Here is a 26353-nt window from a genome sequence, read left to right as displayed (position 1 = left end):
GCTGTGCCGTCGTAGACGAAGGTGCCGTCGGCAAAGGTGATGCCCGTGATTGTGGCCGGTGTGACCGTCAGCGTGGCCGTCAGCACCAGGTCGGCATAGTTTATACCGCCTCTGATGGTGGCCGTCGCCGTCTGGCTGCCCGCATCCGTACGGCTATTATCCGCGTAGCTCACCGACGTGCCCGCAGGCAGCGTGCCGCCGATAGCGAGCGACTGCGCTGTGCCGTCGTAGACGAAGGTGCCGTCGGCAAAGGTGATGCCCGTAATCGTGGCGGGGGTAACGGTCAGCGTGGCCGTCAACACCAAATTGTCGTAATTGGTACCGCCGCTGACGGTAGCCGTGGCCGTCTGGCTGCCCGCATCCGTACGGCTATTATCCGCGTAGCTCACCGAGGTACCCGCAGGCAGCGTGCCGCCGATAGCCAGCGACTGCGCTGTGCCGTCGTAGACGAAGGTGCCGTTGGCAAAGGTAATGCCCGTGATCGTGGCCGGTGTGACGGTCAGCGTAGCTGTCAGCACCAAATCTTGGTACACACCGCCACCCGAAATATTTGCGGTAACCGTTTGGCTACCGGCATCGGTGCGATCGTTATTTACATAACTTACGGAAGTGCCTGCGGGCAATGTACCGGTAATGGCGAGCGATTGCGCCGTGCCATCGTAAACAAACGAACCATCGACGAATGTAATACCCGTGATGGGAAGCAGACAGCTGCTGGAAAGCACATCGCCCGCAATCGCCCACCCGTGGTCGTCGATCAGCGACTGCCGTTCCACATCAGCACAGTATTCCAAACCGGTCGCTCCCAAGGACACGCCCGGCTGCACCGCCTGTGCCGCCCAACCGGTGAGCATTGCATCATAATGCGCGCGCGAAAGCACGGTGTTGTCAAGCATGCCCGCCATATCCGCAACCATGGCAATATCCCAACCGCTAAGGTCTTGGTCGAACACGGTTGCGTCCGTGAACATATGAGCCATATCGGTTACACTCGACACATCCCAGCTGCCGACATTTCCGTTGAAAGCCGTCGCTCCGTAAAACATGGATGCCATATCGGTTACGCTCGACACATCCCAATGGCTCAGGTCGCTGTTAAGCAAAAACGCGTCGGCAAACATCCCTGCCATCGACGTGACCCCGCTCAGGTCAGGTGCGTCGGTTGCCGTTATCTGCAGGTTCTCTGCGCCGTAGAATGCATTTTCCATGGATGTCCAGGCAATATTGCCCCATTGTTCTACCGTGCGGATCATATTTCTGTCGCCTGTATGGTTAACGTAAATCCGTGGGAAGTCGCCGACGATGGAAACCCGGTATGTACCGGCTGCCGGCACGGTGAGTGTTACGTCACCGGTTTGATTCACCACCACACCATGGGCCGTCGGATCATCCAATGATACCCAGTGGACATCATAATCGTAGCCCGTGCCGGTGGTGGGGATGGTAAAGACGAAAGGCCTCACAGTCCCCGGATTCCACGTGGTGACAAAAGCCCCCTCGGGTGTGCATGTTGCACTATAAGTATCACCGGTTATCGTCCAGCCATGATCATTGATGAGTGCGTACCGGTCCCCGGCGCTGCTACAGTAACTACGGCCAACGGCGCCCAGCGGCACCCCGGGTTGCACGGCTTGTGCTGCCCATCCGGTCAACGTAGCGTCATAGTTCGCATCCGAGAGGCCTGAGTTATTAAACATAGACTCCATCGCGACAGCTGCCGTGATGTCCCATCCGCCCAGGTTCCGATCGAACGCAACCGCATCCAGGAACATACGCCGCATATACACGACGTTAGACATGTTCCAGCCGCTGATATCGGCATTGAAAGCTGCTGCTTGCTCAAACATCCCTTCAGTGATCGTCACATTACCTACATCCCAGCTGCTGATATCGCTATTGAAGGCCGCGGCGCCTGTGAACATCGACCCCATTTGCTGCACGCTGGAAACATCCCAGCTGCTGAGGTCGGCATCAAAAGCGAGCGCGTCTTGAAACATGCTGTTCATGTTGATGACGTTTGATACATCCCAACCGCTGATATCGGCATTGAACACATGTGTCCCGGTGAACATGCCCCAGGTAATCGACGCTCCCGAAACATCCCAGCCTGAAAGCCCCTTGCCGGTGAATAGCCGTGCACCGAGAAACAGCTGCCCCATGTTGGTCACATTGGAAACATCCCACCCACTGAGGTCGCCGTCGAACGCCCACGCATTACCGAACATCAGTTCCATATTGGTTACGTTAGAAACATCCCAATGGCTGAGGTCGTTATTGAGCGATGTGGCCATACCGAACATCATGGCAGTCGACGTAACGCGGCTCAGGTCGGGGGCGTCCGTGGCGTTTACCTGCAGGTTTATTGCCCCATAAAATGCGCTTTCCATCGACGTCCATGCGATGTTGCCCCATTGCTCCACGGTAAGGATTTTTTCCTTATCTCCGGCATCATTGAAATAGATGCGTGGGAAATCGCCTGTAATGGAAACCATGTAAATGCCCGCGGCGGGGAACGTGATGGTCACGTCGCCGGTTTGGCCGGTCAGTGAGCCCGTCATCGTGGCATCAGCTACCGACACCCATTGGATATCGTAGTTGTAGCCGCTACCGGTAGTGGGTATCGAAATCTGGGTAGGCCCGGAGGCTCCGCCGGTAATGTTGGTATTCCAAGTGGTGACGAATGCGCCCGGTACGGTGCACAGGGCCGAGGGCGCATCACCGATAAAAGTCCACCCATGATTGTCGATGAGCGATTGCCGCTCGGCAGCAGCACAATATTCCATATCCTGACTTCCCAAGATTATACCCGGCTGGACAGTTTGCCTGGACCACCCGATCAACGTTGCGTCATAGTTGGCCGAAGAGAGACCTGATCGACTCAACATATGCTCCATATTGGTGACCGCCGAAATGTCCCAGCCGCCGAGGTCCTGATCGAAGGCATTCGCCGCATAAAACATCAGTTGCATGTCCGTCACGCTAGACACGTCCCAGCTACTCAGATCATTGTTGAATACCGTGGCATATTGAAACATGAAATTCATCGAGGTGACCTGGGAAACATCCCAACCGCTGATATCGGTATTGAATGCACTTGCATTGTTGAACATACCGAGCATATTGGTCACATTACCCACATCCCAACCACTCAAATCACCGTTGAACGCACCAGCGCCCCAAAACATCCGCTCCATGGTGGTTACATTGGAGACATCCCAATGCGTAAGGGGTTGGTTAAAGGCGGCCGCATCCATGAACATATAGCTCATGCTGGTTACGTTGGAGACGTCCCAACCGCTGATATTACCGTTGAATGCAGCAGCTTCGATAAACATGGATGCCATGTCTATTACACTTGACACATCCCAACTGCTGATGTCGGTATTGAACACCGTGGCACCGGCAAACATGCTAGACATGCTAATCACATGGCCCACATCCCACCCGCCCAGGCCCGTGCCCGTGAACGCCGATGCTCCGGCAAACATAATCGACATGTTGGTTACACCGGAAACATCCCAGCCACTCAAGTCACCGTCGAAAGCTACTGCCGACTGGAACATTTGCCCCATATTGAATACGCGGGAGACATCCCAATTGCTGATGTTTCCATTGAACGCACGCGCACCAAAAAAAAGCCCGCCCATATCTGTCACGTTCGACACGTCCCAGTGGCTCAGGTCGCTATTGAGTGAGGTCGCGCCGCGAAACATCGACTTCATCGACGTTACCGCATTGAGGTCCGGGGCATCGGTGGCCGTTACCTGCAAATTTACCGCGCCATTAAACGCATTCCACATGGATGACCATGCGATATCGCCCCACTGTTTCACCTCAAGGATTTTCTCCTTGTCGCCGCCATCGTTGAAAAAAATCTGTGGAAAATCGCCTGTGATGGATACCTCATATATGCCGGGCGCGGGAAAGGTGATGGTGACATCGCCCGTTTGGCCGGTCAGGGAGCCCAATACCGTTGTCGGATCGGCGGCCGCGGCCCACTGGACATTATAATTAAACCCGCCGGAGGTGGTAGGGATAGTGATTTGATCGGGTCGCGAGGTACCGGCATTATCTGTTTTCCAAACCGTAATGAATGGTGCTTGTGCCTTTATCGTGCCGATATGGATTAAAAAAACTAGAAACGCGAAAACTGCCGGTAGATATTTGTTCTTGTTCATCGTTGCCTCGTAGGTTAAAAATTGAGGCCAGTCCGCTATTGGCGCATTGAACATAACGAAACTGGACTTGGCCACAAAGGTTTACAAAAAGAAAAACCTTCCATTGTAAAAATCCGACAATCTTAACTTTTGATGGCTTTCAAACAGGGAGCGTAAGAAGAAGTATCAGAAGAATGAGGGGGCAGCCGCGTTGGCATGGGCTAGGTATTCGCCCGGCGTTTTACCCGAAAAGCGTTTAAACTCTTTAATGAAGTGGCTTTGGTCGTAATAGCCGCTGTTAAATGCCAGCTCTTGCCAGGAAGTAGTGGGATGTTGGTCCAAACGCGCCTTCACTGCATTAAAACGGCAAATCCGTAAGTAAGTCTTCGGGCTCATACCCATGCGTTGTTTAAAATGACGCTCCAGACTGCGTTCGGAAAAACAGGTAAATTCCTTGATGTCATCTATCGAACGCCAACGCAAGGTTTCCATCCCCGTGGCGGTGAGGAGGATACGGGGGTCTTTGGTCAAGGTTTCCCGCTGTCGGAGCTTTTCCAGCAAAAACCGCTCAAGCGTATCGACCATCGATCGGGCCTCCCAACAGGCATGGAGCGTTTCGCACAGAGCATGGATCTCCGTTTTGGGCCAAACATCTTCAATGGGGACAATATCATCGACCAGGTGATGCATGTCGACACCCGTTAACACATAAATCGCCGAAGGTTTGAGTTTTACGCCCAGTATATCGATACCCTGCCGGTTGCTCAATGATAGCCGGTGCGCCATGGGCTGACCGAAAAAATAACTATGGGTGGCCATCTCCAACCTGCGGTCCGAAAAAACCATTTCCTCTTTCAGTCCACCCAGGTTGAAGGTCATGCCCTGCATAATTGGTGTGGGTACATCCTGAACCAATGTATCGGATAGCTGCGCTACGGATCTCCAGTAGTAATCAACGATCCCGGACAGTTTGGGCGATGGTGGATATATGTTGAAAAATGCCATAGGCAAGGACAAGGTAACCAATTTATTACAAAACAAAAAACATCGGCGCAAAAAAAAACGGCTGCCTCACTTTACACTTGAGGCAGCCGCTTTAGCTTCTGTAGCAGAACGAGATTACCGGGCAAATTTGAAGCTTTTGCCCAAGAAACGCGCATTGCCACCCAACTCCTCTTCGATGCGGAGCAATTGGTTGTATTTGGCAATCCGGTCGGAGCGCGATGCCGATCCGGTCTTGATCTGTCCGCAATTAAGGGCCACCGCCAAATCGGCTATGGTGTAATCTTCGGTTTCCCCACTCCGATGGCTCATTACCGAGGTATAGCCATGGGTTTGTGCCAATGATACAGCGTTGATGGTCTCGGTGAGCGAACCGATTTGGTTTACTTTCACGAGGATGGAGTTGGCCGTATCGGTGTCTATCCCCTGTTGCAAGCGCTTGGTGTTCGTAACGAATAGGTCATCGCCCACCAGTTGCACCGTAGCACCGATCTTGTCGGTGAGCAGCTTCCAACCCGCCCAATCGTCCTCCTGCATACCATCCTCGATGGAGATGATCGGATACTTGGCCGTAAGCTCAGCCAAGTAAGCGGCCTGCTCCTCGCTGGTGCGCACCGCACCTTTATCGCCTTCAAACTTACTGTAGTCGTATTTCCCATCTTCGTAGAATTCGGACGAAGCACAATCGAGCGCCAAATAGATATCGCTGCCGGCTTTGTAGCCTGCCGCTTCGATGGCTTTCAGAATGGTTTCGATAGCATCTTCCGTACCATCAAACGCCGGTGCGAAACCGCCTTCATCGCCTACGGCCGTGGAAAGCCCCCGGTCATGCAAGATTTTCTTCAGGTTGTGGAATACTTCGGTACCCCAGCGCAGCGCCTCCGAAAACGACGGAGCACCGGCAGGCATGATCATGAACTCCTGGAAGGCGATGGGTGCATCGGAGTGCGACCCACCGTTGATGATGTTCATCATCGGGATGGGTAATGTATTGGCATTTACGCCACCAATATAACGGTAGAGTGGCTGGCGGCTTTCTTGCGCCGCAGCTTTGGCAACCGCCAGGGAAACACCCAGGATGGCATTGGCGCCCAAGTTCCCTTTGTTGTCGGTGCCATCCAACTCGATCATCACCTTGTCGATCGCATTCTGCTCAAACACATCGATACCCTGCAGCGCGTCTGCAATCTTCGTATTTACGTTTTCAACCGCTTTCAGGACTCCCTTGCCGAGGTAGGTGGATTTGTCCCCATCCCGCAATTCAACGGCCTCGTGCACGCCCGTGGAAGCGCCCGAAGGTACCGCCGCGCGGCCTACGAAACCGTTTTCTGTAGTTACATCCACCTCGATGGTGGGGTTACCGCGCGAATCCAATATCTGCCGCGCATGTACATCGATGATTAAGCTCATATATTTTAGTCTTTAGTATTCAGTCGTTCGTATTCCAATTCTTCGCCTATCGCTCTTAGTGTACACAGTACACCAATAGGCTTTCTACGGCAAATATAGCTTTTTCTACCCTATCCGCCAAACCTCAGCTGGCCAATACGGACTTCCCATTTTCCATCAGTTGCACAAACTCGTCAAATAGGTAGCGCGAGTCGTGCGGACCGGGAGAAGACTCAGGGTGGTATTGCACCGAAAACGCATTCTTGCCCTTTACGCGTATGCCTTCGATAGACTGGTCGTTTAGATTCACGTGGGTGATTTCAATTTTATCTGACTTCTCGATGTCTTCAGCGACCACACCGAACCCGTGGTTTTGGCTGGTAATCTCGCACCGGTTTTCGATAATATTTTTCACGGGGTGGTTGATACCTCTGTGCCCGTTGAACATTTTGGTGGTGCGTATCCCGTGGGCCAGCGCCAGCAGCTGGTGGCCGAGGCAAATACCGAACAACGGTTTGTTTGAAGCAAGAATGTCTTTCATGGTCTGCACAGCATAATCCATCGCTGCAGGATCGCCCGGCCCGTTGGATACGAAGTAGCCGTCTGCTCCCCAAGCTTCCATCTCGGCAAAAGATGTTTTGGCGGGGAACACCTTAGCATAAACCTTGCGCGCATCGAAGTTACGCAGGATATTGCGCTTGATGCCCAGGTCGAGCACGGCGAGGCGTAAGGGCGCATCTTCATTGCCGTAGTAATACGGTTTGTCGGTGGTGACTACCGATGAAAGCTCAAGGCCCGCCATGGAAGGAACCCGATCCAGTTGCTTCTTCAGTTCGGCCACGTCCAATATTTCAGACGAGATAATAGCATTCATCGCACCCTTGTTGCGGATATGGCGCACAAGCGACCGCGTATCGATATCGGAGATACCCACCAAGTTCCCATCTTCGAAATACTTCTGGATAGACGAATCTGCCTGGTTGCGACTATAATTAATGCTATAATTCTTGCAGACCAGACCGGCAATTTGGATTTGGCTAGATTCCGACTCGTTATCGGCTATGCCATAATTGCCGATATGGGCATTGGTCGTTACCATGATTTGACCATAATAAGAGGGGTCGGTAAAGATCTCTTGGTAGCCCGTGGTACCGGTGTTGAAACAGATTTCGCCGGTGGTGGTGCCGATCTTTCCGGCCGCTTTACCGTGGTAGACCGTTCCGTCTTCGAGTAACAAGATGGCCGGTAGCTTGCTGTAGTTCGTCATTCGTTGTTATTGTGTTGTGTTGTTTGTTTGTTAATCATCTAGCCTAAAAGCCATAAAAAAAGCCCGCTACGGGCCAAATACAATCAGAAATGCGACATACATCGGAAAGGTTTCCGGGTTTTGGGGATTTCGTTTGATAGCAGTGTACGCTAAATTTCACGAGGGACAAAGGTAAGGATTTTTATACTTCCGGAAAGACATTTTTTTTATTTCCCCTCAATTCGGCTTGCCGCACCCTCTCAGCGTGGCAGCTCCACAAAGAACGTGGTGCCTTTCCCTTGTTCTGCCTCGCTTTCAAACCAGATGCTACCACCGTGGGCCTCCACGATATGCTTGGAGATAGCCAGCCCTAGACCGAATGGCTGCTCTCCGTCGGTTCCAGGCCGCTTCGCTTCCGTAAACATATCGAATACCTTGGCCCGGAGGTGCGCGGGTATACCAATCCCCCGGTCGCTCACCGATACGCGCACATTGCCGGGTTGCACATCCAGCAACACATCGATTCGCTCGCCCGGCGGACTGAACTTGATGGCGTTGGCAATCAAGTTGCTGGTTACACGCCACAGTTTCTCGCGATTCCCCATGATGATCACAGGTTGGCTGTGCAAAGTGATGTCTTGCCGTTTTTCCACGGCTTTACTCCGCAGGAGGTCTACGCAATAGCGGAGCAGTTCATCAAGGTCCAACGGCGCTTTCGGCATATCGACCAACTCTTTATTCACTTCCAATAAACTGGTTACCAACTCCAGCGAGTCCGACGCCGATTTACCGATCAATCCAAGTATCTTCCGTTCATCCTTCGAAAGGTTATCCGTTTCCAAAAGCATCGATGCCGCGGCACCGATCGCACCGATCGGGTTGCGTAGGTCGTGCGCCACCACACCCATCATACGACTGTTTTCAGCTTGGCTTTGTTCCAGTGCAGCCAGTGTCTCTTGTAAGTTTAGGTTCTGGGCTACAATACGCGCATTCAATCGCCTGCTCACACGGAGCGTACGGCGGATAACCAGAATGATGCCGCCCGCCAACGCACACCCCAACAGTGCCAACAGCAGAAAAAATGTCTGGCTGCGCGACCGATCCACCATGCGCTCCAGTTCTTGTTCTTTGATAGCATAATCGAGGTAATCGATATCCGCTGTATTATCCAGCCGATCCTGCTCGTCATATAGCGACACCAATAGCCGGCTATACCTGCTCGCCTCCCGCGGCTCGTCATGTACGGTATAGAGGTCAAACAGCCTCCGGGCCATTATCTTGCTGTAAAAAAGAAAATTGCGATTCTCGGCAATTTCAAGTCCGCGGAGATAATAACCAGCAGCACGGGAAGCGTCATCGGTTGCCACGAGATCACCGATGCCAATCAGCATATCCATACTTACATAATATAGGCGCTTTTCAATGGCTTGGTTAATCGCACTGTCCCACGCGGCCAATCCCGCTTCCCGTGCCCCGCCATCAATCCGTTTCTGGGCCGCAAGGTGATCGAGTGCAATCAGCGTACGTGCGTCATTATAACGAGTGGCAATTTCACGGGCTTCTCGAAGGTAGCGGTCGGTCTCCGTCTCATTGGCAAGATCGGGGAAGAGCAGCAGATAGTTATAGATAACCAGTGATAAAATAGAGTCGTGCGAAAGCTTATGTCCCAGATCAAGTGCCGACTCCATGTATTCGACAGCTCGGTTTTGCCGTTCGAGCTGTTGGTAAACACCACCGATATTCATCAAGGTCTGCACCACATTTGACGTATCCGCAATCCGATTGTAGATTTGATGGGCATCGTTGTAATATTTCAAGGCCAGCTGCGGATTCCCCTTGATATCAAATACCACACCGAGGTTATTGAGCGCATCTGCCCTCCCCTTTTGGTAATGAAGGCGATCGGCCATCTGTCGAGCCAGCACAGCATAATGGAAGGTTGTATCGGCACTTTGCTCGTAAGAGATGAGGGCCAATCGGTTCAACGCATCGACGTACTCCATGCTATCTGTGACGCGGCTGAGCGTTTGCTTGATGGCCGTAATATCATCTTCCTGCGCTGAAGTGCATGGCATGTAAAACAGCCACGCTATCAACCATAGCGGCATCTTCCATTGCGTAAAGGCATTCATAGGCAACACGGTATTTAGCAGCTCTAATTTACAATAATTTTGGAAAACGTATTTTGGAAACACGGGAGAGGCATGGAAATTGCGCGTATAAACGCAAACAAAAGGATTTACATGATCATCATCTCGACCGAGCACCAATACGAGCCGTATTTTAACGGTTCGTATTCGATAGACGACACGTCGACCGGCCGAAAAAGGCCGGTTTTGCTTGTATTGTATCGCGACATGGTGCGTAACGGGTTCAGCGAAACAGTAGCTAGGAAGCCCATTGCCAAATTTTTCGATACCGACGATAAAGAAATCCCACCCCGCCAGTGGACAAGCGAAATGAAAACACTGGTTAAGCAGGAGATTTTAAATCATCCCGTTGAGCGGCACCACAAGCTTACCGTCCTGGCCAAGGTATTTTTTGCGATAGGCGGACTGGTGGTCATGGTAGGAATCGCCGCCATTATCTATGGCGTTTTTGTGTCCGGGCCGAAAAAGAAAAGTAACCGGGCCGCATTCACCGAGCTGCCGGCAGCGGGCGACCGGTTCTATGGCAGTCTGTTTGGACAGGCCTATATGTCTGGTGGGAAATTGCGGGCGGGATGGGCAATCGTTGAATCGGTGAATCCACAAGACAGCATGATACAGCTCCGCTTATCTGAAGAAATCGGCGACTTTACCTTCGTGCCCAAAACCATGGAGCATGACACATTCGAGGGCCCTATCTTTATAACCAAATTCAGTAGCGACGGTCGTAAAAACACGTTTACAGGCATCGAGATGGATTTTGTATTTGAGTCGACCGTATACAACGACGATTTTGGCACGTATAAACTTCCCGCTACCAATGATTAAATCCGATCTGATCCAAAACACACCCAACAGCCGCGAGCCGATGCCTGCGGCAAAAGGAGTCAAAGCACTTTCGCGATTTCTAAACAGCCATCAGTGGACGGCCTACTTTCTAGGCATGCTGGTTTTCCTGTTCAGTTCGCTTTTGTATTTTTCCGTATCGGGCATAATCAAGGGTAACATGGCCGCAGGTGCCAGCGACGCGGAAACCATGCTCCTTGGCATATCTCTTACCGGTTTTGCGATAGTCATCGGGCTTTTATATATTTTATATAGGCAGTCTGCCAACCTGCCTGCCAAGGAACAACTGCGTTACTACCAATTGGGCAATGTACAGCCGCTTACACCGGAACAGGCCAGCGCACTACGACTGAATATCGTGGAAATGTACCATAACGGATTCTGGCTGAAAACACTGGAGTACTACCCTTGCGACGTTCGTGTGGATAACCCCAAATTCAAACCGACGTCGTTTTATATCGCGGATCGAAATGTGTATCGCCAGGGGCTGAACGATGATTGGGGGGTAGTGAGTAAGGCGCAGTACGAGAACACGGTCAGTGAACTCTTCGATGGTATGCACTCCAAGCTTTTTGCCCTCGACATCGACTACGTGCTCAACTACAAATCGTACGTGCGAGGGGCAACACCTGACCATTTGAAAAATGTCGAGAGCCAAAATGCGAATTTCGTAAACCGCTTGGCGGGCTTGATCGACAAACGAGTCACCTATGTGACCGCCTGTTTCGAAGCGTCGACCGATAAACCGAAACCGCTGATTTGGGGATTCGACCTGTGGCGTATCATCCCCATCTCGCGTGAGGCGTTCATGGCCGGCTATATCTCCGAAGCCGAGGCGTGGACCCATATCCTGCGGGCATCCGATTTAATCCATTACCTATTTGATAGTTTTGAATCGTTCTACGACAACCTGCGGCTGGGTAATGCGTATTGGTCGAATGACCTGAAGGTCACCACCAAGCGGTTAGCGATGTGGAAACTTTACGAAAAGGAATGCAACTGGCCCCAACGGACGTTGCCGTGGGCGGCACCGCGACGCCCGGAAATTACAGACGACATGCACACGGGCTTTGCCATGTACGTTCGATCGAAGAACAAGTCGCATCAGGAAGTCGGCTTCCGGTTAGGCGATGGCTCAGCCGATGGATAAGGTAATTGGCGAAGAATTTAGTTATGTTTGCCAACGAACATGCAAAAGCGAGTGTTACTTTCATGAAACTGGTTTGGCTCTTCATCATCGGTTTATTCGGCAGCGGATATGTATGCACCTACTTGTTGTCGCGGGATAGCCGCAAACCCTTCCTTCCGGCCGCCGGCCGGCGATCGGTCCGACGGTTTGGGATCACTTGTTTCTTCATTGCAGTAGCACTTTGCCTCCTTGTTTTATATGTAAGGCTGAAACATTAAGCAAATCCGCTACCTTAGGTATAGATTATGGGAACTGTCATACCACCTCACATCCACTATACGCTATACGAACCGAATGATGGCACGCCGGTCAAGGCAGCTATCCTGCTGCTGCATGGCATGCAGGAACATAGCGGAAGGTATACGGGTTTTGCGAACTACCTACGGGAACAGGGCTACGCGGTACTGGCGTACGACCATGCAGGGCACGGCCGTACGGCGAAAACGAAAGAACAATTGGGGTTTTTCCGGTCGATCGACCCCGGTAATCTCTTGGTCGACGACGCGAGCCGGCTTGCCAGCTACCTGTCGCAACGCTTCCCCCACACGCCCCAGGTGCTAATGGGGCACTCCATGGGGTCATTCGTCGCCCGCGTGCTGTTAAATAAGAGCGAGCATCATTTTGTCGGCGCCATTCTGATAGGTACCGGTGGACCGAATCCGATGGCAGCATTCGCTCGGCCAATCCTTTATCTGGCCAACCGCATTGCGCCGGAAAAAAGAAGTAGATGGCTCAACAAACTCTTCACGAGCATTAACAACCAAAAATTCAAACACGAGCAGCCCAACGACGGCACCAACTGGTTGAGTGCGAGCCTTGCAAATAGACAAGCCTTCCGGGACGACGAACTATGCGGGGTGGATTTCAGCAACAACGCGTTCTATGGGCTCATCTGCCTCAACGTAGATGCCACTCGGCCAAACTGGTCAGCGACCATCGCCCGACGGATGCCCTTGTTTTTCATAAGCGGCACCGACGATCCCATCGGCGACTTCGGGAAAGGCGTGGAAAAAGTAGTCGGGAAATTGCGTAACCGCCGCTTTGGACGCGTAAAAATGAAGCTGTACCCCGGCATGCGCCATGAGGTGCTCAACGAGACCGATAAAGCGATGGTGTACGAAGACATTTATGCGTGGCTGGAAGAAACCTGCTAATTTACTACAGCAACAACCATGGCCCCATTAACCATGTGGCTTGATTTCACCCAAATGGGCGATTTCCGATAAGTCGTACGGGGTTTCCTGGTAAACGAAGTAATTCAACCAATTATTGAATAAGAGGTTTGCATGACTTGTCCAGCGGACAACTGGCCCCTTGCTCGGGTCGTTTCCGGCATAATAATATTTCGGTATTTCAATGGTAGCCCCTTTTTCCAAGTCGCGTGTGTATTCTTCATGGAGGGTAAACGGGGGGTACTCCGAATGCCCGGTAAGGTAAAACTCGCGGCCACCCCGCGAGGTGGCGATGGCCACCCCCGCCTCTGCCGACGTCGCTAGGATCTCAACCCCTGTTGCCGCCGCCAGATCGTCGTCGGCAAGGGTGGTATGACGGCTGTGGGGGATATGGAATTCATCGTCGAACCCACGGAACAAAGGGTGCCTTTTATCCAGCGCGGTATGGTTGAAAACACCGAATAGCTTCTTTTCCAGCGAAATCTTACGTACATCGTAGAAATGATATAACGCCGCCTGCGACGCCCAGCAGATGTAGAGCGTAGAAGTGACATGGGTTCTCGCCCAATCGAAAATCATCTTTACCTCATCCCAATAAGAAACGTCTTCGAAAGCCAGCAGTTCTACCGGCGCACCGGTGATAATCATGCCATCGTAATAGTTGTCAGCCACTTCGCCGAACCCTTTGTAAAATAGCTCGAGATGCTCCGCAGGCGTGTTTTTTGGAGTATGGGTATCTAAGCGCAGGAACTCGATCTCCACTTGGAGGGGATTGTTAGATAACAACCGGACGAAATCGGTCTCCGTCGAAATCTTCAACGGCATCAGGTTGAGGATAATGACACGCATAGGACGGATATCCTGCGTGTTGGCCCGAAGGTCATCCATCACAAAAATATTCTCGCTCTTCAGTTGCGCTATTGCTGGCAAATTATCGGGTATCTTTACTGGCATGTCTTTCCTTGCACCTTAATTGCGGCACAAAATTAGGTAAATTCTTTCACATGCCGTATAAATGCATGGTATCAAAATCATGTTCCCATTGCTCCACCAGCAAATGAAGATGACAATTAGTAGCCGAAAATAGACGTGCTTTATGGGATATGGGCAAACGGAATCAGAGCAGCATCGCTTTGACAATCGATTGGGCATAATCGCCCCAATTCTTCAGGCTCGATTCGAGCTGCTCCCGCAGCTCACGGTAATTCACTACTTTCCCCTTCGTGGGTGCCGCCAGCTCCTTGGCCGATACCGGACGGTCATCCACCTTGGTAGCGAAATAAGTGACGTGCTCATAAGGTAACGCTATACCTAGGATCATGCCCGGTAGGCCTGTAAACGACTCCGGACCTCCCGAAACCGGAATCTGATCAGTATAAAAAGCAACGACATAAATGGAATCAAGCACGAGCGCATTGGCACGACGGCACTCATAACCAGCGATTTCACGCGATTCGTTGGTGAAACGCCACTGAATCCGGCGTAGGCTATCGGTAATCAAATAGGTCTCTTCATAGATGCTTTTCTGACTGATGCCTTGTTGGGCAAGCAGGTCAGCGGCAATGATATTACCCATGTCGATAGACGGATCATTACCGAAGAAGCCCCCCGATGTTGCCGCCTGACTATCCTGTGGCCAAAATCGGGTTTGGGTTCCACTGAAGGCCAAGTTGTACTTAAATGCCTTAAACTGCGGCTGGGTTCGTTGATACTGCTCATATGCCTGCTGCATAAAACTGCTCTCGCCGATCCGGTCTTTGATTTTGGCATACATATTTACCCGCTTTTCAAACTCGATGACACCGCTCTCCACAAACCGGGCGTATTGTGCCTGTACCGATTGGATGCAAAGCGCCAACGCAAACAGACAGGTGAATAGTGGAAACATTCTTATCTTCATGATCTTTAATTTTGGATGGAGGCCCCGCCGCCCATTTTGTTGAAATCCCAGGTGAGTGAAAACATCAGGTAACGGGTAATGGTGGTGTAACGGTTTTGGGTAATATACGTGCTGCTGGCCGATCGGCTGAAGCCGGTGTTCTGGTTGAAGATATCATTTACCCCCACGCCGAACCGGAGCGTTTCATCTTTCAAGAACTTCTTGCTCACCGATGCGTCGACGATAAACCGCTCGAAATCCTCGTTAAACGACTGCGTGGCGGCCGTATAGGTATAGTTTCCTTCCGAACTGATCTGGAATTTCCAAGGCAGGTATATATTGAATGAATACCGGCCATTCATTCCCCAGCCATTATTGTTCCGGTCGGGCTGCAACGAAGACTCGCCATAGTTATAGCTAGGCCCGAAATTAATATTGAAATCGTACTTCTTCTGGATATACTGCCGCAGGCTTAGCGATCCCCCATAGCTGGAGCTCACCGTTCTATTGAGTTCGCCATTCGCGAGGTTGTAATAGATATTGCCGTTCGTATTCAGCCCTAGGCCCACATTGAGGTTCCACTTCTTGATGTTTTTGCTGAAGTTGGAATAGAAGTAATAGTTCATCGGTGTTTCACCGTCCAGGTTGGCATATTGGAACGTATTGCGCCCCACCGAATCCGTGTACGTATTGCTTACGATGGCATTATTGGTATTGGAAAAACTACCCGAGAAATACATGTATTGGTTGCCCAACACTTTAAACGAATTGTACGACATGTGGAGCCGGTTGGTATATGATGGTTTCAGGTCGGGGTTACCCAGCACGATGTTCATCGGGTCATCGTTCACCCGCACGGGCTGTATCTGGTTGATCGTAGGCTGCGAATTGCTCCCGTTGTACGAAACATTGAATGACTTTTGCTGCGAAAACCGGTATTGCCAGCGCAGTTGCGGGTTGTAGTTGGTAAAACTCCGCTCAAACCGGTTGTCGCTATACCGGTCGGTCTGGTCGAATTGCACCCGGCTTACCCGCGTACCGAAGTTGAGTGTGGATTTCCCCTTTTTGAAATTGAAAATAGCGCCCAACTGATTAGCAAATTGGTTTAATTTGAAATCGTTACTGTACAACGAGTCGAGATCGGTATAATCGCCGCTACCTAGTGGGTTGAACGATTGGCGGAGCGAAGTGCCATTGTTTGCCGTGAGACGGTAATTCAACACCAACGAAAGTGTACTCGTGAACGGCTCGGAGTAAGTGATGTTCGAATTAAATACGGAGTTCTTGGTGTCGTTGACTTTCATCTGGTCTACCAGCAGTACGCTATCGACCTCACCCCCATCGTTGTAAAATGAGTTTTCGGAATAAAGGAAGCCATTGGCCTTGCTCTGGTCGATGGTCTCATTGACCTCCCACGAAAGGGTACGCCCTTTTTTCCGAAGCTTTTTCGTCCAGAGAGCCGAAAGGTACACATCCTGGCCCTCGGTCTTGTTGTTCGTGTTGCGCGTCGATGCATTGAGCATCTGCCCGGCCCCATTGGTACCCTCGGATTCGTTAAGCTCCGTTGTTTCACCATTTTTCAGCGAGCCGTTGAGGGTTACTTTCAGGTTGGAGGTTGAATCAAATTGCGCCTCGAAAATAGCACCGCCACGTTGACGGAATATCCGGCGGTCGAAGTCTTGGCCAGATACCGTGTTGATGGTCCCCGTAGGAAGGTTGTTCTGGGTAATGGTACTGCTGGTACCCTTTACGCCTAACTCACCGATTTTGTAGTTCCCATTGATCGACTGTTTACCATCGTTCCACTTGTTGCTATAGAAAACACCGCCATTCAACACCGAGGGTATACCGTGCCCATCATAGCGCCCACCCCACGACTCGATCTCGTCCTGGCCACCGCTGAACGAGATCATAATGCCACCCCCATCCATCAGTGTCATGTTTCCTGATGGGGCGTACTTGTCGGCATCCTGCCAATTGAGCCCTGTCCGGCCCGTATTGCCGATGGTACCGAACGCCGAAAACCGTTGTTTATTGTCGAATCGGTTGAACATGGCTTGCCCCTGGTACATTTCGTTCGTACCAGCGCCCGCATCAACCTTGCCAAAATACCCTTTCTTCTTATCCTCCTTCAACTTGATGTTGATGGTTTTCGAGCGCTCGCCATCGTCTACGCCGGTAAACTCGGCCTGGTCGCTTCGTTTATCATACAACTGCACCTTGTCTACCATATCTCCGCGGAGGTTACGGGTTACCAGTGTGGGGTCATCGCCAAAAAACTCCTCGCCATCCACGAGCACCTTATTCACCGTCTGCCCTTGCGCTGTAATCTTGCCGTCCTGGTCTACTTGGATGCCGGGCAGTTGTTTCAGAAGATCTTCCACTTTGGCATTGGGTTGTATCGTAAAACTTGCCGCATCATATTCAGTCGTATCACCCCGGATGGTGATAGCCTGGCTGCGGTTCACCAATACCTCTTCCAATAACTTCGACCGTAGTACCAGTCCAATGTTACCGAAATCCATCAGCCTCGTCGTGCTATCCAAGGTAAAGCGCTCCACATAGTCCGCGTATTCAGGAAAGGTGGCGAATAACATATATGTGCCTGTATCAAGGTTAGACAGTTTGAACTTACCCGCATCATCCGAACGGGTAAAGCGATATAACATCGAATCCTTGGCGTGAACCAATACAATGGAAGACATCGCCAACTTTTGGCCCGAAGCCGTGTCTACCACCGTTCCCGCAACGGAATAGTCCCCTTCTTGGGCGGATACTAGAAGCCCGCATGCGCAGGCCATAATGAACGTAACGAGCAATCTCTTCATAGTTGGTTTTATGCGATAAATTCGATTTCGACTGTGGGCAAATATAGAACTAAAAAAATAGTTTTTGTTTTTTCTACCGTTTTTTAACATTTTTTAGCAAATCTGTTACATCCTTGCCCCTATTTGCCGAAAACTGATTACTTCTCAGACGCGCGTCCATACCGTATGTTGCATAGTTCCATCAACTTTTCTTATTTTTAACCGGAAAGACCCCCAACTTGCCTATCTCTGGCAATTTAGCTAAGTTTGCGCCATAGCCTTAGGATATGCAAACAATCAAAACATATGTAGAAGCGAATACCGACCGCTTCCTGGACGAATTAATCGAATTGCTTCGCTTCCCGTCGGTAAGCGCCGACCCAAAATACAAGGACGACGTAAAGAACGCCGCGGAATTCGTCGCGCAAAAGTTACGCGATGCCGGCGCCGATAAGGTGGAAGTTTGCCCAACGGAGGGCCATCCCATCGTGTATGGCGAGAAAATCATTGACCCTACCAAACCCACGGTATTGGTATACGGCCATTATGACGTGCAACCGCCCGATCCGCTGGAACTTTGGGAAACCCCGCCCTTCGAGCCCACCATCCGCGACGGCAAAATCTTCGCCCGCGGTGCATGCGACGACAAAGGCCAATTCTACATGCACGTGAAGGCTTTCGAGCTGATGCATGCTACCGGTACGCTTGCCTGCAACATCAAATTCATGATCGAGGGCGAAGAAGAGGTGGGATCGGATAATTTGGGCGTTTTCGTGAAAGCCAACAAACAACGGCTGGCTGCCGATGTGGTATTGATTTCCGACACCGCCATGATCAGCCTGGACACACCGTCATTGGAAACCGGACTGCGCGGATTATCGTACCTTGAGGTGACGGTAACCGGCCCAAACCGCGACCTCCACTCGGGCGTGTATGGCGGCGCCGTAGCCAACCCCATTACCATCCTAGCCCAGATGATTGCCTCCCTGCACGACGAAAACAACCACATCACCATTCCCGGGTTCTACAACGATGTAGCCGAATTGGATGCCGCCGAACGAAAGGCACTGAATGAGGCGCCATTTGACGAAAATGAATACAAGGCCGACCTTGGCATCAAGGCCGTGTGGGGCGAAAAAGGGTATACCACCATCGAGCGTACCGGTATCCGGCCTACGTTAGAAATCAATGGCATCTGGGGTGGCTATATCGGAGAAGGTGCAAAAACGGTGTTGCCATCAAAGGCACACGCCAAAATTTCCATGCGCCTCGTCCCCAACCAAGAGTCGGATGCCATCACCAAACTCTTCACCAAGCATTTCGAACGCATCGCGCCCGATTACGTAACCGTGAAAGTGACCCCGCACCACGGCGGGCAACCGGCGGTAACCCCCACCGATAGCACAGCCTACCGCGCCGCGGAGAAAGCCATCGAAGAAGCATTCGGAAAGAAACCCATCCCCACACGGGGTGGCGGAAGTATCCCCATTGTTTCGCTGTTTGAAAATGAACTCGGATTGAAAACGGTACTGATGGGTTTCGGGCTGGATAGCGACAACTTACACTCGCCCAACGAGAAATACGACATCGCAAACTACTTCAAAGGAATTGAAACCATCCCCCTTTTCCACAAGTATTTTGCAGAGTTGAGTTAACCAAGAGAAATTGCACACGTGAACGGGACCCTACGTTTGCTGAGAAAAACACACAGATGCCTGTATTTGGCATCTGTTTTAGTTTTCTTCACGCTCTTTTTCCCGTTACTCCATATCCTGGCTAAAAACCCTATACGGCACTCGCGCCGTATCGCCCGGTGCCGCCGCATCATCGGCTGGCTAAGCTCCATATGCGTAGGAATCCGCTACCGGTTCAATTACGAAACCGCCATCGACTGGACAACTCCACACATCATCTGTGCCAACCATACCTCCAACCTCGACATTACCGCCATGGTACTGCTCTGTCCGGCAGATTTCTCGTTCATTGGAAAAATCGAGCTGCTCGATAACCCCGTCACGGGGCTTTTTTTCCGGACGATCGATATTCCGCTGAACCGGAAAAGCAACATATCGGCCTTTAAAGCATTCAAAAGGGCCGATAGCAACCTGAGGAATGGGCGAAGTATGGCCATCTTTCCCGAAGGACATATCGGCGAAGAATTCCCCCCAAGCTTGTATGATTTCAAGAACGGACCGTTCAAACTGGCCATCGAAACCAAGGTACCTATTGTGCCCGTCGTAATCCACAACGCGTGGAAAATCTTCTGGGATGACGCCAAACGGTTCGGTAGCCGTCCGGGCACCGTGTTGGTTGAGGTCTTTACTCCGATAAACACCGCCCACCTCCCGTTGGAACACGCTGACCAGCTACGCGACGAGGTGCATGCCCTCATAAAAAAACACTGGAACAGGACCGGCGGGCTGTAACTTTTCCTATATTAGCACGTCTTACCACAAAAATAGAACGTGATATGTCGCAACAGCCACTCATTCAAATAACGGATATCGGACGGAAATATGTCATCGGTTCGGAAGTGATCCATGCCTTGAAATCAGTGACCCTCCAGATAAACAAAGGGGAGTTCGTTGCGCTCATGGGCCCGTCGGGTTCGGGTAAGTCGACGCTAATGAATATCCTCGGATGCCTGGACACGCCTACACGCGGAGAATATATCCTCAACGGCATCAACGTGAGTGACATGACCGACGACGAACTCGCCGATGTACGGAACAAGGAAATCGGGTTTGTATTCCAGACGTTCAACCTATTACCCCGCTCCACGTCGCTCGATAATGTAGCCCTGCCACTCATCTACGCGGGCTACAACAAGAAAACACGGAGCGAGATGGCACAAACCGCGTTGGAGAGCGTTGGATTGGGCAATCGGGTGGACCACAAACCGAACGAGCTCTCTGGCGGCCAACGCCAGCGGGTGGCGGTGGCACGGGCGTTAATCAACAATCCCTCCATCATATTGGCCGACGAACCCACGGGTAATCTGGATACGAAGACATCGGTAGAAATCATGGAGCTGCTGGAGGAAATACACGACAAAGGCAACACCATTATCCTGGTAACCCACGAAGAGGATATCGCCCAGCATGCCCACCGCATCGTACGTATGCGTGATGGGCTCATCGAGGACGACTACCCTAATAAAGACATCAGGAACGTATCGCCCCGGCTCGCTGCATTGCGTGAAAAGGGCACGGATTTCGAGAATATATAACCTTCGCCAAACGCACCCCAGTTTACATTTCGGACGTTTTGAAAACGGGATTAACGTTTGCCCAAAAGCCATTTTTTTGTAAAAATAATTCCCTATCCAAACATTAATTAGCTATAAGACAGCCATTTAAATCAACAACACAAATTATTGACAAAAAATTTAAAAATCATACTATAAATATTATATTTTTGCGCAAAATTGAAAAGCTTAAATTGAAAGGTTATGTACTGGACATTAGAGTTAGCCTCACATTTAGAAGACGCACCTTGGCCGGCCACGAAAGACGAACTGATCGACTACGGCATACGCTCGGGCGCCCCGGTGGAAGTGATTGAGAACCTGCAAGCCTTGGAGGATGACGGTGAGCCCTATGAAAATATAGAAGAAATCTGGCCGGATTACCCTACCAAGGATGATTTCTTTTTCAACGAAGATGAATACTGAGAAATAGCCGCCCCGCACGATGAGTACGGGGCGTTTTTATTTGCATCTTTCAAAACAAAAACCCATATTTGCGGCACAACAGAAATGAACGGTACGAAAGGACATATTACTTGGTGGTGGCATAGCATTTAATGCTGTGGCAACCTCCTATTGTAAGTAATAGTTACTGAACTGTATAGCGGCTTGCCCATCATCGGCAAGCCTTTTTTATTGGATACTGATATGAAGAAAATACTAGCGCACCTTTTCGAATATAAAACCTTCACACGGCGTGAAGCATACGAAATATTGACCAACATTGCTTCGGGGAAATACAACAACTCCCAGATCGCTGCATTCATGACAGCCTATGGCATGCGGAGCATCCGCGTGGAAGAATTGGAGGGTTTCCGCGATGCCATGTACGACCTGTGCCTGCAATTGGATTTTCCGGATTATCAACTCATCGACCTCTGTGGTACGGGGGGCGATGGCAAAAATACGTTCAACATTTCCACCCTGGCCTCTTTCGTGGTGGCCGGTGCCGGTTACCACGTAGCCAAACACGGCAACTATGGTGTATCCTCGGGGTGTGGATCGTCGAACGTAATGGAATACCTAGGCTATCAATTCACCAATGACAAAGACACCATTAGCCGCCAATTGGAGCAGGCCAACATCTGTTTTCTCCATGCCCCACTCTTCCACCCGGCAATGAAAACCGTGGCACCCATCCGCCGCGAACTCGGGGTGAAAACATTTTTTAACATGATCGGTCCGCTGGTCAACCCCACGAACCCGCAGTACCAATCCGTCGGCGTGTTCAGCCTGGAGCTGGCCCGCCTGTATGGTTACCTCTATCAGCAAACGGACAAGCGATATACCATCCTCCATGCGCTGGACGGATACGACGAAGTTTCCCTGACGGGCGATTTCAAAACCATCAGCAATAAGGGAGAACGCATCCACAGTATTGACGAGTTTGGCTTTACGGCCATATCGGCCGAACGCATCCATGGTGGGGAAACCGTGGAAGAGGCAGCGACCATATTTGCGACCGTACTTGATGGGGAAGGTACCGCCGAGCAGAATAACGTTGTACTGGCCAATGCGGCTATCGCTATACAGACCATCCGTCCGGAATGGGGTTTCGGCGACTGCTACTATGAAGCGGAAGCATCATTGCTCGGTAAAAAAGCACTGAAAAGTTTTAAAAATTTAATAGGATAGTAAACAACACGGTAGAATATGAGCCCGAAAATAAAAATATGCGGCTTGAAACACCCCGATAACATCCGGGAGGTGATGGCCTTGCACCCTGATTACATCGGTTTCATATGCTACCCGGGTTCCAAGCGCTTCATCGGCGAACTGGATGAAACCTGGGTCGCCGGGTTACGAAACGTAACGAAAACGGGCGTTTTTGTAGATGCGGCCATCCATGAGGTGAAATCGAGTATCCAACGTTATGGTTTCCAAGCCATACAGCTGCATGGAACGGAAACGCCCGTGTACTGCGCAGAGCTAGCTGATCTCGGTGTTGAAATCATCAAAGCTTTCGGTATTGGCGAGCCATTCGACTGGGCAACAGTGGATATATACGCATCCGTCGTGGATTACTACCTTTTTGACACCAAAAGCCCCCAACATGGCGGCACAGGCAGGCGCTTCAACTGGGCACTACTTGAGCGCTACCCGGGTAGTAAACCGTATTTCCTGAGCGGTGGCATCAGTGCCGAGAACATGGCTGACGCACGGCAACTTCGTGACCCTCGCCTCTATGCGTTGGACTTAAACTCGCGGTTTGAGACCGCACCGGGCCTCAAAGACATTGCATTATTGAAAAATACGTTACAGACCATCAACAATGAGTAAATACCAAGTAAACGACAACGGATATTATGGTGACTTCGGCGGTGCCTACATTCCCGAAATGCTGTATCCCAACGTAGAGGAACTGCGGCAGCAATACCTTACCATCATGCAAAGCGGCGATTTCCAACAGGAGTTTGATCAACTGCTGCGCGATTATGTTGGCCGGCCCTCGCCATTGTACCTCGCAGAGCGGCTTTCGGATCGGTATGGCGCAAGCATCTTCCTGAAACGCGAAGACCTTAACCACACCGGAGCACACAAAATCAATAACACCATCGGTCAGATCCTTCTCGCCGAGCGGCTGGGCAAAAAACGCATCATCGCCGAAACCGGTGCTGGCCAGCACGGCGTAGCTACCGCTACGGTGTGTGCACTGAAGGGTCTCCAATGCGTGGTGTACATGGGTGCCGTCGATATCGAAAGGCAGTCACCAAATGTGGCCCGTATGAAAATGATGGGGGCCCAAGTGGTGGCAGCCACGTCGGGCAGCAAGACCCTCAAGGATGCTACCAATGAAGCCCTGCGGGACTGGATAAACAACCCGATGGATACCCACTACATCATTGGCTCAGTAGTAGGGCCCCACCCCTATCCGGACATGGTGGCCCGCTTCCAATCGGTCATCTCTGCCGAGACACGCAAGCAACTGCTCCAAAAGACCGGCCGCGAGACACCCGATTACGCCATCGCCTGCGTAGGGGGGGGAAGCAATGCCGCTGGCATGTTCTACCATTTCTTGGACTCCACCGACGTGAAACTAGTAGCGGTGGAGGCGGCCGGCAAAGGGGTCGATTCAGGTGAATCGGCCGCTACCACCGTCCTGGGACGCGAAGGCGTGCTGCATGGCAGTCGATCGATCCTCATGCAGACCGACGATGGCCAAGTGGTGGAGCCCTATTCGATCTCGGCAGGCCTGGACTACCCCGGCATCGGGCCCCAACATGCATGGTTACACAAAGCGGGCCGGGCAACCTATGCCAACGCCACCGACGACGAGGCTATGCAAGCCGGTCTATTGCTCACGCGGCTGGAAGGCATCATCCCAGCCATTGAAAGTGCCCATGCACTCGCCCACCTGGAGAAAATGGCGCTCACCCCCAAAGATAACGTGGTGGTGTGCCTGTCCGGTCGTGGCGACAAGGATTTAGACAATTACATGAAGTATTTTGGATTTTAGACAATGAACCGTATCAGGAATTTATTCGCCAACAAGGACGACAGACGCATACTATCCATCTATTTTACTGCCGGCTATCCGGCACTCGACAGCACCTTGGCTATCGCCGAAGCGTTGGAAAATGCAGGCGCCGATTTCCTCGAAATCGGTTTCCCTTACTCCGATCCGGTTGCCGACGGGCCGGTCATCCAGCACAGCTCCGAGATGGCGCTCCGCAACGGCATGACACTCGACGTGCTGTTCGGCCAGTTGAAAGATTTACGCAAGCGGGTGGACATACCCGTATTGCTGATGGGATACGTTAATCCAGTATTGCAATATGGCGTTGAAAACTTCTGCAAAGCGTGTGCGGAAGTTGGTGTGGATGGTGTAATCGTACCCGATTTACCCATGTATGAATATGAAGCGCATTACCAATCGGTATTTGAAAAGCACGGCCTCAGCAATATCTTCCTGGTAACACCGCAAACGTCGGAAGAACGTATCCGGAAAATCGATGGCCTCTCCACTGGTTTTATCTATCTGCTGTCTTCTTCGGCGACCACCGGGAAAAACCTCGCGGTTTCAGAGACCTCGGAAAGTTATTTTTCCCGTATCAGGGCCATGGCACTCGAAAATCCAACGGTTATCGGGTTTGGTATTTCTAACCATGAAACGTTTGTACATGCTACAGACCACGCCGACGGTGCCATCGTGGGTAGCGCATTCGTCCAACTGCTGGGCGAGCCGGATTACCACACGAAAATCACGTCGTTTATCCGGCAATTGAAAGGAAAAACGGATGGGCTTTAGTCCATCCGTTCTTTGACGATTTTACCATCGGCGGCGAAAACAACATCCAAGTCGCCAGAACGGCTATCCAGTTCAACCGCATAGGTAATGGTTCCGCCCGTATCGATCTTCTTCACGTCACCTACGCGGTATCCCGCGAATTCTACCTTAATGGTTTCCTTCACCGCTTCGGGCAACGAATATGAGGCCAACTCTTCTTCATGGCGCAATACCTTGCCTTCGGGGCTGACAATCGCTTGGTGATCGCGGCTAAACAAGCCGTTATCAAACTCCACCTCGTAATTCCCGTCGCGTTTCTTCTCCCACTCTACTTGCCGTGCTTTTGGAAATTGTTGTTGGAAAGCGTTCAATACCACCGCTGGTACACCACGCTTCTGCACGCCCTGCGCAGTGACAGGTAAATAGGCCAGGGATAAAACAGCTAAGCCAAACAATATCTTTTTCATAATATTACCTTTTGTTTCCCGACAAAAGAAAAGTTCAAAACAGGAAAAACTTTGGAAATTAGGAATTGTTGTAACATCTTGCCAAATTTGACATCAAATAGACAAACACGCAATTTTTTAACCCTGCTTAATATCTAAACATGAACATCACATTAACCATAGCTACCTGGTGGCAAGCCCTTGCAGGCATAGAGAAATTTTTTTGGGCAATCGCCCTGCTGTTTTCCTTCATGTTTGTTATACAAACCATCTTCGCTTTCGTGGGCGGCGGGGACGATGACGCCGCGTTCGGCGATTCGGATGAATACATCGACGGCGATGGAGGCATCGATTTCCAGTTCTTCACCATCAAAAACTTCATTACCTTCTTCACCGTTTTCGGCTGGGTGGGGCTGGGTTGCCTGAAAAGTAACCTTCCCCTGGGTCAGGTCATCATTTGGTCCGTACTATCCGGTATCGTCATCGTGTTGATCATGTTTTACCTTTTCTCGAGGATGGCAAAACTTCGTTCAAGCGGCACATTGCAGATACAAAACGCCATCCACAAACAAGCGGAAACATACCTGCGGATACCGGC

21 protein-coding genes are annotated in these 26353 nt (G+C 51.2%); 12 read left to right on the top strand and 9 right to left on the bottom strand.

The features are described 5' to 3' along the window. The 5 genes from ACO1NT_RS09070 to ACO1NT_RS09050 all read right to left on the bottom strand — a co-directional run. Positions 1-4178, bottom strand: a 4178-nt coding sequence (locus ACO1NT_RS09070; RefSeq protein ID WP_449048297.1) for a BspA family leucine-rich repeat surface protein, incomplete at its 3' end; no start/stop codon positions are given. A 165-nt stretch (positions 4179-4343) separates the two neighbouring features. Continuing rightward, a complete protein-coding gene (locus ACO1NT_RS09065) occupies positions 4344-5162 on the bottom strand; it encodes a helix-turn-helix domain-containing protein (protein ID WP_449048296.1) in 819 nt (272 codons plus the stop codon). Positions 5163-5276: 114 nt separating this feature from the next. Then, complete coding sequence (gene eno, locus ACO1NT_RS09060) at positions 5277-6569, bottom strand: phosphopyruvate hydratase (protein WP_449048294.1); 1293 nt, start codon at positions 6567-6569, stop codon at positions 5277-5279. 124 nt (positions 6570-6693) lie between these two features. Then, positions 6694-7815, bottom strand: a complete 1122-nt coding sequence (carA, locus tag ACO1NT_RS09055) for a glutamine-hydrolyzing carbamoyl-phosphate synthase small subunit (RefSeq protein WP_449048292.1) — start codon at positions 7813-7815, stop codon at positions 6694-6696. A 239-nt stretch (positions 7816-8054) separates the two neighbouring features. After that, on the bottom strand, positions 8055-9926 hold the full coding sequence (locus ACO1NT_RS09050) for an ATP-binding protein (RefSeq protein ID WP_449048290.1): 1872 nt from the start codon (positions 9924-9926) through the stop codon (positions 8055-8057). 111 nt (positions 9927-10037) lie between these two features. On the opposite strand from ACO1NT_RS09050, the gene ACO1NT_RS09045 reads away from it, so the two are divergent. The 3 genes from ACO1NT_RS09045 (at position 10038) to ACO1NT_RS09035 (ending at position 13130) form a co-directional block, all read left to right on the top strand. Continuing rightward, the gene (locus ACO1NT_RS09045; RefSeq protein ID WP_449048288.1) at positions 10038-10769 is read left to right on the top strand and encodes a hypothetical protein; all 732 of its coding nucleotides are present in this window, start codon (positions 10038-10040) and stop codon (positions 10767-10769) included. Then, on the top strand, positions 10762-11937 hold the full coding sequence (locus ACO1NT_RS09040; protein ID WP_449048287.1) for a DUF1266 domain-containing protein: 1176 nt from the start codon (positions 10762-10764) through the stop codon (positions 11935-11937). The genes ACO1NT_RS09045 and ACO1NT_RS09040 overlap by 8 nt, the downstream gene beginning before the upstream one ends. A 284-nt stretch (positions 11938-12221) precedes the next feature. Beyond that, positions 12222-13130, top strand: a complete 909-nt coding sequence (locus tag ACO1NT_RS09035; RefSeq protein WP_449048285.1) for an alpha/beta fold hydrolase — start codon at positions 12222-12224, stop codon at positions 13128-13130. Positions 13131-13157: 27 nt separating this feature from the next. Here ACO1NT_RS09035 and ACO1NT_RS09030 read toward each other — a convergent pair whose 3' ends face one another. From ACO1NT_RS09030 to ACO1NT_RS09020, 3 genes are all read right to left on the bottom strand, one after another. After that, positions 13158-14102, bottom strand: a complete 945-nt coding sequence (locus ACO1NT_RS09030; RefSeq protein ID WP_449048284.1) for a homoserine O-succinyltransferase — start codon at positions 14100-14102, stop codon at positions 13158-13160. Positions 14103-14265: 163 nt separating this feature from the next. Beyond that, complete coding sequence (locus ACO1NT_RS09025; RefSeq protein ID WP_449048283.1) at positions 14266-15048, bottom strand: GLPGLI family protein; 783 nt, start codon at positions 15046-15048, stop codon at positions 14266-14268. Positions 15049-15053: 5 nt separating this feature from the next. After that, complete coding sequence (locus ACO1NT_RS09020; protein ID WP_449048281.1) at positions 15054-17855, bottom strand: outer membrane beta-barrel protein; 2802 nt, start codon at positions 17853-17855, stop codon at positions 15054-15056. Between the two features lie 266 nt (positions 17856-18121). On the opposite strand from ACO1NT_RS09020, the gene ACO1NT_RS09015 reads away from it, so the two are divergent. From ACO1NT_RS09015 to trpA, 8 genes are all read left to right on the top strand, one after another. Continuing rightward, complete coding sequence (locus tag ACO1NT_RS09015) at positions 18122-19489, top strand: dipeptidase (protein ID WP_449048280.1); 1368 nt, start codon at positions 18122-18124, stop codon at positions 19487-19489. Between the two features lie 66 nt (positions 19490-19555). Further along, positions 19556-20260 carry a lysophospholipid acyltransferase family protein gene (locus tag ACO1NT_RS09010; RefSeq protein ID WP_449048278.1) on the top strand — a complete coding sequence of 235 codons (705 nt, stop codon included), beginning with the start codon at positions 19556-19558 and terminating at the stop codon, positions 20258-20260. A gap of 44 nt (positions 20261-20304) precedes the next feature. Beyond that, positions 20305-21063: an ABC transporter ATP-binding protein gene (locus ACO1NT_RS09005; RefSeq protein WP_449048276.1), complete on the top strand. Its 759-nt coding sequence runs from the start codon at positions 20305-20307 to the stop codon at positions 21061-21063. A 222-nt stretch (positions 21064-21285) separates the two neighbouring features. After that, a complete protein-coding gene (locus tag ACO1NT_RS09000; protein ID WP_017258669.1) occupies positions 21286-21507 on the top strand; it encodes a DUF2795 domain-containing protein in 222 nt (73 codons plus the stop codon). Between the two features lie 222 nt (positions 21508-21729). Further along, complete coding sequence (gene trpD / locus ACO1NT_RS08995) at positions 21730-22716, top strand: anthranilate phosphoribosyltransferase (protein WP_449048274.1); 987 nt, start codon at positions 21730-21732, stop codon at positions 22714-22716. 18 nt (positions 22717-22734) lie between these two features. Continuing rightward, entirely contained in the window at positions 22735-23361 is a 627-nt protein-coding gene (locus ACO1NT_RS08990; protein ID WP_449048273.1) for a phosphoribosylanthranilate isomerase, read from the top strand. After that, positions 23354-24538, top strand: a complete 1185-nt coding sequence (gene trpB, locus ACO1NT_RS08985) for a tryptophan synthase subunit beta (RefSeq protein WP_449048272.1) — start codon at positions 23354-23356, stop codon at positions 24536-24538. The genes ACO1NT_RS08990 and trpB overlap by 8 nt, the downstream gene beginning before the upstream one ends. A gap of 3 nt (positions 24539-24541) precedes the next feature. Next, positions 24542-25330 (top strand): tryptophan synthase subunit alpha, encoded by a 789-nt coding sequence (gene trpA / locus ACO1NT_RS08980; protein ID WP_449048271.1) that lies wholly within the window; start codon positions 24542-24544, stop codon positions 25328-25330. Here trpA and ACO1NT_RS08975 read toward each other — a convergent pair. Beyond that, a complete protein-coding gene (locus ACO1NT_RS08975) occupies positions 25327-25776 on the bottom strand; it encodes a PepSY-like domain-containing protein (protein WP_449048270.1) in 450 nt (149 codons plus the stop codon). The two genes, trpA and ACO1NT_RS08975, sit on opposite strands and share 4 nt — an antisense overlap. 140 nt (positions 25777-25916) lie before the next feature. Between ACO1NT_RS08975 and ACO1NT_RS08970 the strand changes: the two genes are divergently transcribed. Then, on the top strand, positions 25917-26353 hold a 437-nt coding region (locus ACO1NT_RS08970), incomplete at its 3' end, for a hypothetical protein (RefSeq protein ID WP_449048269.1).

The organism is Parapedobacter sp. (genome assembly GCF_053550995.1).
The sequence above is the reverse complement of the archived record's forward strand: the minus strand, read 5'-3'. Positions and strand labels throughout refer to the sequence as shown.